This is a genomic window from Vicinamibacterales bacterium (assembly GCA_036496585.1).
Taxonomy (GTDB): domain Bacteria; phylum Acidobacteriota; class Vicinamibacteria; order Vicinamibacterales; family 2-12-FULL-66-21; genus JAICSD01.
Genome location: DASXLB010000022.1, coordinates 146,277 through 156,995, shown reverse-complemented (window position 1 = coordinate 156,995; position 10,719 = coordinate 146,277). Strand labels below are relative to the sequence as shown.

10 protein-coding genes and 1 other RNA gene are annotated in these 10,719 nt (G+C 67.9%); 1 reads left to right on the top strand and 10 read right to left on the bottom strand.

Going from position 1 to position 10,719, the window contains the following annotated elements; all coding sequences use genetic code 11:
* Positions 1 to 16 precede the first annotated feature (16 nt).
* The 3 genes from VGI12_07520 to VGI12_07510 are packed head-to-tail and all read right to left on the bottom strand — an operon-like array spanning position 17 to position 1,337.
* On the bottom strand, positions 17 to 385 hold the full coding sequence (locus VGI12_07520; GenBank protein HEY2432508.1) for a PilZ domain-containing protein: 369 nt from the start codon (positions 383 to 385) through the stop codon (positions 17 to 19).
* The gene (locus VGI12_07515) at positions 378 to 974 is read right to left on the bottom strand and encodes a type II secretion system protein (protein HEY2432507.1); all 597 of its coding nucleotides are present in this window, start codon (positions 972 to 974) and stop codon (positions 378 to 380) included. The genes VGI12_07520 and VGI12_07515 overlap by 8 nt, the downstream gene beginning before the upstream one ends.
* 21 nt (positions 975 to 995) lie before the next feature.
* Positions 996 to 1,337, bottom strand: coding sequence for a helix-hairpin-helix domain-containing protein (locus VGI12_07510; protein HEY2432506.1), 342 nt, complete (start codon positions 1,335 to 1,337; stop codon positions 996 to 998).
* 331 nt (positions 1,338 to 1,668) lie between these two features.
* On the opposite strand from VGI12_07510, the gene VGI12_07505 reads away from it, so the two are divergent.
* Positions 1,669 to 3,054, top strand: coding sequence for a hypothetical protein (locus VGI12_07505; GenBank protein HEY2432505.1), 1,386 nt, complete (start codon positions 1,669 to 1,671; stop codon positions 3,052 to 3,054).
* An 11-nt stretch (positions 3,055 to 3,065) separates the two neighbouring features.
* Here the strand turns inward: VGI12_07505 and VGI12_07500 are convergent, their stop codons facing one another.
* The 7 genes from VGI12_07500 to VGI12_07470 all read right to left on the bottom strand — a co-directional run bounded on the left by VGI12_07500 (position 3,066) and on the right by VGI12_07470 (position 10,709).
* Positions 3,066 to 4,133 carry a hypothetical protein gene (locus tag VGI12_07500; protein HEY2432504.1) on the bottom strand — a complete coding sequence of 356 codons (1,068 nt, stop codon included), beginning with the start codon at positions 4,131 to 4,133 and terminating at the stop codon, positions 3,066 to 3,068.
* Positions 4,134 to 4,216: 83 nt separating this feature from the next.
* Positions 4,217 to 5,155, bottom strand: coding sequence for an SDR family oxidoreductase (locus tag VGI12_07495; GenBank protein HEY2432503.1), 939 nt, complete (start codon positions 5,153 to 5,155; stop codon positions 4,217 to 4,219).
* Positions 5,156 to 5,233: 78 nt separating this feature from the next.
* The gene (locus tag VGI12_07490) at positions 5,234 to 6,637 is read right to left on the bottom strand and encodes a B12-binding domain-containing radical SAM protein (GenBank protein HEY2432502.1); all 1,404 of its coding nucleotides are present in this window, start codon (positions 6,635 to 6,637) and stop codon (positions 5,234 to 5,236) included.
* Between the two features lie 97 nt (positions 6,638 to 6,734).
* On the bottom strand, positions 6,735 to 7,268 hold the full coding sequence (locus VGI12_07485) for a VCBS repeat-containing protein (GenBank protein ID HEY2432501.1): 534 nt from the start codon (positions 7,266 to 7,268) through the stop codon (positions 6,735 to 6,737).
* Positions 7,269 to 7,397: 129 nt separating this feature from the next.
* An RNA gene (rnpB, locus tag VGI12_07480) (RNase P RNA component class A) lies at positions 7,398 to 7,819 on the bottom strand.
* A 24-nt stretch (positions 7,820 to 7,843) separates the two neighbouring features.
* The gene (locus VGI12_07475; protein ID HEY2432500.1) at positions 7,844 to 9,226 is read right to left on the bottom strand and encodes a sigma-54 dependent transcriptional regulator; all 1,383 of its coding nucleotides are present in this window, start codon (positions 9,224 to 9,226) and stop codon (positions 7,844 to 7,846) included.
* A gap of 13 nt (positions 9,227 to 9,239) precedes the next feature.
* Complete coding sequence (locus VGI12_07470; protein HEY2432499.1) at positions 9,240 to 10,709, bottom strand: trypsin-like peptidase domain-containing protein; 1,470 nt, start codon at positions 10,707 to 10,709, stop codon at positions 9,240 to 9,242.
* Positions 10,710 to 10,719: the final 10 nt, after the last annotated feature.

Sequence of the window (10,719 nt, the reverse complement as noted above, 5' to 3'; positions counted from 1 at the left end):
ACAGACGTTTCCAAGGTCATTTCGCGCTCCCGTGATCCCGTGACGCACGGCGGTCGTGCGGATCGGGCACTCCATACCCGCGCTGAGTCGTGTCTTCCCGCGTCCAGTCGAACGCGGCCTCGAAGGCGATCCCGGACCGGTAGGTGGGGCCCCGGTGCGGATCGAGCATCGCAATGCTGCAGCGGACCACCGTCGCGCCGACGCGGATGCGCTGCGTGCCGAGGTCGAACTGCACTTCGACTTCGGCGCCAGGGCGCAGTGGACGTACCCCCTCGAGCAGCGCGCCGCCGGGCCCGACGTCGAGCACGAGGACGAGGTGGCCGGGCCGAACGCGGGCGGCGAGACCGCGCGTACGCCGACGCGGTGCACGACGGCGATCAGGCATCGACCCACCGGCCGGTGACGAAGTCGAACTTCAGGACACGCACCCGCGCGGTCACGCCGAGCACGCGCACGGCGTACTGGGCGCGCCCGCGGCCGTGCACATAGAGCGTGCCGGACGTGGCGGTGCCGTCGGCGTTGAGCGAGAGAATCGTGGAGACGCCGAGTCGAACGCCATCGGATCCCGGAGCTGGCCCGCCATCCGCGTCCGGAACACCGTCGAGGATCCCGAACGCCACGCCGGAAAACTGCGCGTCGAGCCGCTCCGGCGGAGTGATCGTGCGATCGACGCCGCGCAGGATCTCGGTCGTCCGCAGGCCGTTGCCGTTGCCGTCCTCGACCGATGTGATGAGATAGTCGATAGACGACGACTCGAAGCGGAGACCGCTGGTGACCGAGTGCGTGATCGATCGGAACCGAGCCTCCAGCACACGCTGCGCCAGGTAGCGCGCCGCGGCACGCGTGCGAAAGTCGTCGAGGGCGCGCAACCCCTGCGGGACGGCGATTGTCGTCAAGGTGCCCATGATCGCCATCGAGAACAAGAGCTCGATGAGGGTGAATCCAGGGCGTGTGTCGCCGGAACTGCGCGCCATCGACGTGGGCCTCGCCGGCTGCTAGAGCGAGGGCCCGGAGGGCGCGGCCCTGTCGCCGACCGTGATCATCGGCTTCAGTTTCAGGAACGTCTTCTCGCCGAAGCCCTTGACGTTCATCAGATCTTCGACCTTCTTGAAGCTGCCATTCTGCTTCCGGTACTCGATGAGGCGCTCGGCGGCTTTCGGACCCACGCCCGGCAAGGCTTCGAGCTGCGCCTGGGTCGCGGTATTCAGATTGACCGGCGTGGTTGGTGCCGGGGCAGCCTTCGCGCGCGAGGCCTTGACGGGTGCGCCCGCGGTCGTCTTGGTCTGCTGCGCGGCGGCGACCGGCATGACAGCCATGGCGGCGACGGCGAGGAGCATGAGAGCGATTCGCATGTGACGTTCCTCCAGAGAAAGAGATGGTGGCGACCCCGCCCGGGCACACGCACAAGACACAGAGGCTCGGGCACCTTGTGATGAGTCGTGGCGGGGCCGTGGACTCCTATGGCAAGCGCGGCGCCAGTGCGGCGCGGCGTCGGATGCCTGCCGATTTCACGGCAGCGATTGGAGTTGTGGAGCGCCATCGGCCTGGGGCGGACTTTGCGCCACCTCGGCGATCGCGGAGCTGGACGCTTTTATTGCGCGCGGCGGGCGCTGGTCCGCGTCACGGACCAGACAGCGTGCAGGCCCGGTGCCTTTATAATCGCGACGAATGGTGGCGCGGCGGTGCCGACGATTGCTGCTCGTCTTGCTGCTCCTCGTCTTCTGGAGCCTGACCACCCACGGCAAGTACACGGATAGCGGCGACGAGCCACACTATCTGATGGTCGCGCAGAGCCTCTGGGCCGACCGCGATTTCGATCTGGGCAACAACTACGCTCAGGACCAGGGATCGGTTTTTGGAGCAGCTGGACTCCAACACGAACGCCACGCTGTCCCGGCGCGGGATGGCGCGCTGCGGCCCGTGCATGATGTAGGGGTCGCAGTCGCGCTGCTGCCCGCCTACGTGCTGGCGACCACCGTGGCGCCCCGCGTACCGGCACGCCTGCTGACCCGATTCCGCATGAACCGGGGGCTGTTCGCGTATGCGCTGATGACCTTCGCCGTGATGGCGGTCGTGCTGCTCGCCGCCAGTGCGACCTTCACCGCGCTGCTGCAGCGGGCGCACTCTCCGGCAACGGCCGCCGTCATCGTCTTTGCCCTGTGGGCGACGGCGCCGGTCCTCGCCAACGCCTACGAGGTGTTTCCAGAGCCCTTCGCGCTGTTGGCAACCGCATGGGGCATTCGCGAGTGGACCAGCGATCCGGCCCGATGGACGCGCCGGAGCTGGGTTCTCCTGGCGGCCCTCGGCCTGCTGCCGTGGTTCCACCGCAAGTATCTGCTCTACGCGGTGAGCGTCGCCGCTGTCGTGCTGTGGCAGAAACGACAGACCATGGCTCGTCTGTCTGCGGTCGAGTGGGTCGCGGCCGGCGCGCTGCTGGCGCTGCCCTCCGCGGTGCTGGCGGCCTGGACGTATCACTATTGGGGCAGCGTCGGCGGACCGTTGACGCTCGAGGGTGCGCCATTCTCGCTGGCGAGATTCGCGTATGGCGGACCCGGCCTGCTGATCGATCGCGAGAACGGGCTGTTCTGGTGGGCGCCGGTCTGCATCCTCGCGCCGGCAGCGCTCGCGCTCGATCGATCTCGCCTGCTCTGGCTGGCTCCGATTGCGGCGCTGTTCATTCCGTCCGCGGCCCACGAACAGTGGTGGGCCGGATTCTCGCCGGCGTGCCGCTTCCTGGTGCCGCTCATGCCGATTCTGTCCCTCGTCGGCGCGGACCTGCTGCGGAACCGCGGAGCGCGCGTGGCGATCCTGCTGCTGTTGGTTCCGCAGGCGATCATCGCTGCCTACGGCTGGCAGCATCCACACGACCTCTGGCCGCACGGCGACGGACACAACCGCGTGGTGTCCGCGTTGCTGGGCGGGGGCGCCGATCAGTGGCTCCCCTCGTTCCGCGTGCCGTCTCCGTCGACGTGGACGACCGCGCTCGCCGTGATGGCGGCGATCGTCGTACTCAACGTTGCGGTCAGCGCACGTATTCGCGGCGCGTCCCGTTGAGCGCAGGCCTTTTACGGCCGCTTCTTCACGGCGGTATCGACAGGCGGCGCCGTCTGACCGCGGAACTGATGCCAGAATTGGCGAACGAGATTCGTGTGGGTGTCGAGCTGGTCTTCAGGGAGGTTGGACGGGGTGATCGCCAGGCCGGTGCTCGAGACCGCCCAGCTCTGGACGATCAGGTTGTCTGGCATGTCCTCCCAGGTCGGAAACGCGGCGCCGACCTCGCGCGCCACGGCTCCCGCATCGGCCGCGTAGAGGGCATCGGCGTCGCCGTTGTAGCCCCAGAGGATGACGCCGAACGCGACGCCGCGGGCTCGACACGCTTGTGACAGCGCGCGCATGTCCCGCGTGAAGTCGGCGCCGAACCGTACGAGCGCCCGCGAGTCGACGTCCACGTGCAGGAACGCCGGCGCGGCGGCGCGGGCGATGAGCAGATCGAGCGCCCGCTCGAGGCTCGGTTCACTCAGCAGCGGAAACGCCTCGCTGAACCCGATTCGCATCCCTGGAAATGCTGCCCCGACGGCATGCACGTACGTGGCAATCCGATCGGCGGTGGGTTCGAGCGCCGGCCCTCCGCACACGGTGGCCTGCCCCGATGCGAACGGATCGTCCATCGAGACGTAGCCGACCGTGCCACCCGCCGCTTGCACCGCCTGGATCGACGCGACGGTGACGGCGATCGCCGCGTTCATGCCGCTCGCATCGGGCGTGCAGTAGAAGTCCTTCACCGCGCCGGCCTCGATCGCGATCGCCTTGTGCCACGAGGTCAGCAGCCGGAAGGCGTTGGCGCGTACCAGCGCGTCGTAGGTATTGGGCCCGACGAGCGCGGGCGCCGGCGTTTGCGTGTGCTGCTGATAGAACTTGAAGACCGACACGAGCTGCCGCGCGAGCGGCCACTCGTCGGGACGGGTGAAGAGATCGAGATAGTCGATCGACCCTGGAGATGGTGCGAACCACATCCGATCTGATGCCGCGACAACCGACTGGCCGTGCGGGCCGGCCGAAAGGACGAGCGCGGCGATCGCGGCCGAGAGGAGTACCAGCAGACGATGTCGAATCGCGAATCCCTGATCCTTCATCCTGGATCCTTCATCGGGGATCATCGATCCCTGATCATCGATCCGGGATCCGTGATCAGGATCCCGATCCGGATCACGGGTTGCTAGACGACGGCTTCCGATCGGTACCAGTCGAGGGTCCGCGAGAGGCCCTCCTCGAACGACACGATCGGCGTATAGCCAAGCAGCCTCGACGCCTTGGCGATATCGGCCTGCGAGTCGCGGACGTCGCCGGCCCGGGTCTCGACGTAGGTCGGCTCGGCCGTCGCGCCGGCGAGGTCGCGCATCTTCGAGAACAGTTCGTTGAGCGAGATGCGGCCGCCGGTCGCGACGTTGATGACTTCGCCGCTCGCCCCGGGTGCCTCGCAGGCGCGCAGCACGCCGTCGACGACGTTGGCGACGTAGGTGAAGTCGCGGGTCTGTCCGCCGTCGCCGTGGATGGTCGGCGAACGATTGGCGAGCAGCGCCGTCGCGAACACGGAAATCACACCGGAATAGGGCGACGAGGGATCCTGGCGCGGTCCGAACACGTTGAAGTAGCGGATCGACACCGTCTCAAGCCCATAGAGCGTCGTGAACATCTGCAGGTACTGCTCGCCGATCACCTTCTGCAGCGCGTAGGGGGAGAGCGGGCTGTTCGGCATGCCCTCGTGCTTGGGCAGGGTCGGCGCGTTCCCGTACGCGGAAGACGACCCGGCGAAGACCAGGCGCTTCACGCCGGCGTCGCGCGCCGCCACCAGCACGTTGAGGGTCGCCTCGACGTTGGCACGGTTCGAGGCAATCGGATCCTTGACCGATCGGGGGACAGACGGAATGGCCGCTTGGTGCAGGACGTAGTCCACCCCCTGCACGGCGCGCTGGGCAAACGGCAGATCGGCGAGATCCCCCTGCAGGAATTCCACCGCCGGAAGGTGAGCGAGGTTGCTGCGCTTGCCGGTAATCAGGCTGTCGGCCACCCGCACGGCGTGGCCGCGGCGCAGAAGTTCTTCAGAGAGATGCGAGCCGATGAAGCCGGCTCCGCCGGTCACGAGGTAAGTCGACATGCCGCCTGCCTAAGCAATAAGCATGCAAGCATATCCCATCCGAGGGGCGGCGCCCCCCGGATGCCTCACCTTGACGGCTCAGCAGCTCACCGACCGCTGCATGTCGCTGATCTCCAGCCGCGCGTGACGGGCGTTGGCGCGTTCGTCGAGGCGCCGTACGCCAGCGCGCACGCTCGGTGCGGTCACCCGCGCCCAGTCAGCCAGCCACGACGGCCGCAGGTAGAAGCGGTTGTACGCGGCGCCGAGCAGAAACTTCATCTCCAGGGCGGTGAGGTTTGGGTGCTCGAAGGTCGGCGTGAAGCCGTCGAACTTCTGCCAATCTGTCTCGAAGATGCGCGGCCGCATCTGCTTGAAGAGCGGCGTGCCGGGGTACGGCGTCAGCAGCTTGAACTGCGCGACTGTCGACCCCAGGTCGATCGAATAGTCGATGGTGGCGGCGATCGACTGCCAGTCGTCGTGCAGGAACCCGAGGACGTAGAACGCCGCCGTAGCGACGCCGAGCTCGCGGCACTGGTTGATGATCAGCCGCTGCTGCGCTTCGGGCGTTGGACGGCGGCCGACTTTCTTCAGCGTTTCAGGCGACATCGACTCGACGCCGAAGCTCATCGCGCGCAGGCCGGCGGCATGGAGCGCGTTGAGGAGCGCCGGATCGAGACGGTCGATGCGCGTCTCGCACTCGAAGCGCAGGTCGAAGCCGCGCGAGCGGATCCCTTCGGCCAGCTCCATCGCGCGATCGCGGTTCACGGTGAACAGCGGGTCGCGAAAGATCACGTACGGACGCCGGAACGTCCGGTTCAGCACGTCGAGTTCCTCGAGGATATTGGCCACCGATCGCTCGCGATGGCCTGCGAGGATGCGGTGCGGGCAATAAGTGCAGAACTCGGGGCACCCTCGGCTCGCCAGCAGCGGGATGCCGCCGCCGTTTCCGCGGCCGGCGAACGGCAGCGTGAAGCGGCGCTTCTCGGCGGGGCGCATGTTCCACCGGGGAAACGGCAGCGAGTCGAGATCGTTGATCGGGTCGCTGACGCAATCCCCCGTCAGCGTCTCGCCGCGGGCCAGCCGCTGGACTGCCGACTCGGGCTCTCCCAGGATGACGAAATCGGCGTGATCGCGGAACAGCTCCGGCAATTTCGAGGCGGTGAGGCCAACGAAGCCGGTGCGAATCCCACGCGCCCGCGCCTGATCGGCCCAGGCGGTCTCGTTGCGGTAGTCGACGAGCGAGCTGAGCACGATCGCCACGTCGGGCCGTCCGGTCTCGGGAAACTCGCCGTGCGACCAGATCACCTCGTGCCCGTACTGGGACAACACGCCGGCGAGATAGGCCATTTGTACGCTCGGCACGGCGTGCAGCCGCTCCTTGAGCGTCCCGATGACCGCGGTGACCCGCGTGAACGGTAGCAGCCGCGAACCGTAGCCGCCGACAACGGTGTCTTTCGAGACGATACCGTCGCGCGCCGGCAAATCCACCAACAGAACACGCATCAGTTCCCTCCGGAACGGAATCCCTGTAAGGCGCCGCCCGTACGCACGGCCCAGCCGGCGCGCGAAACGACCCAACACGAACGTGACTGCGAGAGGGCTACGAGAGCGACGGCGGAGCGCGGCCGGGACGGGATGGAACGGAAACGAGGGGAGCGGAAGCGGGGGCGGAAACAGTGAGGAGCGCAACCGGCAGGACAGTCGCCGCAGCCGGCGCGCGCGGCATCGCGGCGTCGTATCGTTCGTCGCCCCACTGCGAGGCCTCGTCGCCGGACCCGTAGCGCAGGTAGCGCGGTCCGCGCTCTGCCACCAGGCGTATGCCGCCCGGCAGCGAGGCCAGGACGAACCTGCCCTGTCCGACGTTACGCCACAACTGCAGCCGGCCGTCGTATGGCAGAGCCAGGATGTCCTGCCGGCCGTCGTAGTCGGCGTCGCTCAGCGCGACGCGGTCGATGGCCGTGGCGGAATGGAGAAACCGGATGTGGAGCCGCGGCCCGCTGCGGTAGGTCACCGCGATGATGCTGCCGCGCCCTTCCCTCTGGACGCTGACGCGCGCGATGTGGCGAACGCGTGACGCGCGCCGGGTCGCCGCGGACGCCGGCAGGACAGCGCTGACGATCAGCAGAACTGTCATGACCGGTAGAACGAGACGCCGTACCATGGGGTGTGACAACTACGTTAACCTGCAGCGACTCAACCGTCAATCACCGTCTTACGGATCGCGTATCTGTCAGGATGCACATACACCTAAAGAATTAAATAGAGTCGCAGAGCGCCGTAAGCCGAATTCTGTTCTCCACCTCGCGGCGGAGCGACGATCATTCCTCTAGCCGCGTCATTGCTGACGCGATCGAGCAGCCTACCCGGAGACACGTCGATCGGGCCGATCGATCGGCCGCCACGCTTGCGCGCGGGGCCGTGGTCCCCCTATTTGGCCTTGCTCCGTGCGGGGTTTTGCCTGCCACCGATGTTGCCACCGGCGCGGTGCGCTCTTACCGCACCTTTTCACCCTTACCCTTCACTCGGCCTTGCGGCCTCGCTCAGGGCGGTATGTTTTCTGTGCCACTAGTCCTTCGGGTCGCCCCGACCGGCCGTTAACCGGCGCACTGCCCTGCGGAGTTCGGACTTTCCTCTCGCCGCCGCGCCCACGCGGGCGCGACAACGGGCGATCGTCTGGCACTCTGCGACAACCTCGTATTGTCGCACGACTCAGCCGTCTGATTCCTGGCTGATGGCGTACTGCTCGAGCTTCTTGTAGAGATTCGATCGCGGAGTGCCGATCACCTCGGCCGTCTTGGAGATGTTCCAGGCGTTCTCGCGCAGCTTCTCGACCAGGAACCTGCGTTCGGCCGATTCCTTGAACTCGCGCAACGTGTTCGGCGAGACGCCGCCGGCAGCACCGGCCGGTTCCGGTGCCGGAGCCTTGACCTCGGCGCGGACCACGTCGCGCAGGTCGTCGACGTCGATCGAATCGCCGGGCGTCATGATCAGCAGCCGCTCGACCGTGTTGCGCAATTCGCGGACGTTGCCCTTCCAGCGCGCCTTCTGCATGAACTCGAGGGCGGCGGCGGTGAACCGCTGCGCGCGCCGGTTGTTCTCGCGTCCGAAGAGATCGGCGAAGTGGCGGACGAGCGCCGGGATATCGTCGCGGCGGTCGCGCAGCGGCGGCACCCGGATCGGGATGACACTCAGGCGGAAGTAGAGATCCTCGCGGAAGGTGCCGCGCTCGATCTCGACTTCGAGATCCTTGTTGGTCGCGGCGATCACGCGCACGTCGACCTTGATCGTGCGCGCCGAGCCGAGCCGCTCGACCTCCCCTTCCTGCAGCACGCGCAGCACCTTGGCTTGGGTCTTGGCGCTCATGTCGCCGACTTCGTCGAGGAAGATGGTGCCGCGGTCGGCCTGCTCGAACTTGCCGATCTGCTTCTCGGTGGCGCCGGTGAACGAGCCTTTCTCGTGTCCGAAGAGCTCCGACTCGATCAGCTCCTCGGGAATGGCGGCGCAGTTCACCTGGACGAAGCGCTCGCGGCTCCGCAGGCTGTTGCGGTGAATCGAGCGGGCGACGAGCTCTTTGCCGGCGCCGCTCTCGCCGAGCAGCAGCACGGTCGCGTTGGTCGGCGCGGCGCGCTTGATCGCGTCCCAGATCGAGCGGAGCGCCGGGCTCTCGCCCACCATCTGGTGGCGCGCCTCGACGGCCCGCTTGAGCGAGCGGTTCTCGTTCTGCAGCCGGGTCGAGTCGATCGCGTTGCGGATGGTGACCAGCACCCGCTCGCTGGCCAGCGGCTTCTCGATGAAATCGAACGCCCCGAGCTTGGTCGCCTCGACGGCGGTGCTGACGGTGCCGTGTCCCGAGATGATCACGACCGGCAGCGCCTCGTTGATCTCGCGGATCTTCTGCAACGCCTCCAGGCCGTCGAGCCCTGGCATGCGGATGTCCATGAACACCAGGTCGGGCGGCTCCCGCTCGATCAGCGCCAGCCCTTCGGGGCCGCTCGCCGCCTCCTGCACGTCGTACCCCTCGTACTCGAGGATCATCCGCACGGATCGCCGAATCTCGGCCTCGTCGTCGATGACCAGGATTCTCGCCTTCATGATCTGCTCCCGCTCATCGCGCATCCACCGTCGCCATCACGATCGCCCGCTGCTTCACGGCTGGATCGTAGCCGTAAAACGCCAGCGCGTCACCGGTGCGCGCCGCGTTCATCACCCGCTGGAACTCGGCCGGCGATCGAACGGGCTGCCGGTTGATCTCGACAATCACGAAGCCGCGCCGCATCGCTGGCACGAATGAAGCCGCCGCGGGATCGATGCGCACCACCACGACCCCCGCGAGCCACGACGGCAGCTCCATCCGCCGCGCCGCCGCCGCGTCGATGTCGCGCACCGTCAGTCCGAGCAGCGGGTCGGACGGCGCCGCCGGTGCGCGGGTCGGCAACGCGCCCCCGGCCAGGCTGTCCTCCGTGCCGGGGCGTTCGGTGAGCTTCACCGGCACGAGCTCACGATGGCCGTCGCGCAGCACCTCGAGACGCGCCACCGTGCCGGGCTGGCGGCCGGAGACGTCGCGGATCAGCTCCTCGTTGGTCCAGATCTCGCGGCCGTCGACCGTCAGGATCACGTCGTAGGGCTTCAGCCCGGCGCGCTCCCCAGGCGAGTCGGCGCGGACGTCCTCGACCAGCGCGCCGCGCGATACCCCGAGCCTCAGCGAGCGCTGCAGATCGGCGTTGACGTCGACCAGCGTCACGCCGATGTAGCCGCGCGACACCGTGCCGTGCGCCTTGAGCTGAGGCAGGATCGCGACGGCCTGGTTGATCGGCACGGCGAAGCCGATGTTGTTCGCCCGCGAACTGATCGCGGCGTTGATGCCGATCACCTCGCCGCGCGCGTTGATCAGCGGGCCGCCGCTGTTGCCCAGGTTGATGGCGGCGTCGGTCTGAATGTAGTCGTCGAGGCTGGCGTCGAACAGCTTGCGGCCGATGAAACTGACGACGCCGACGGTCACGGAATGGACGTAGCCGAGCGGATTGCCGATCGCGCAGACCCATTCGCCGACGCGCAGCTCGTCGGAATTGCCCAGCGGCGCTTCGGGCAGCGGGCCCGCACCGCCGACCCGCACGAGCGCCACGTCGATCGCCGGGTCGGTGCCGACGATCTCGCCGCGCAGCAGACGGCCGTCGGCGAGGGTCACGGCGATCCGGTCCGCGTCCTCGATGACGTGGTAGTTGGTCAGGATGAAGCCCGTCCGATCGATGACGAAGCCGCTGCCCGATCCCTGGCGCGGCACGTCGAAGTCGCGGGCGCCCTCCTGGTCGTCGCCGTGCGGCCGGCGATCGCGGCCGGCGCGCGATGCCGCGTCGATGTTCACCACCGACGCATTGAGCCGCTCGGCGACGTCGGCGAAGTTCGGCGCGCCGACACCGGCCGGCGCCGGCGCGTGTCGGCCGACCGGGCGGATCGTGGCACGCGCCTGCGGCGCGGCGACCGTCGGCGTGCCAGGCGACCCGCCCGTCACGATGGCGCCGAGCAGGAACGACACGACGGCGACGAGCGAGACGACGATCAGCGTGTAGCGGCGCATCAGGGAAGGC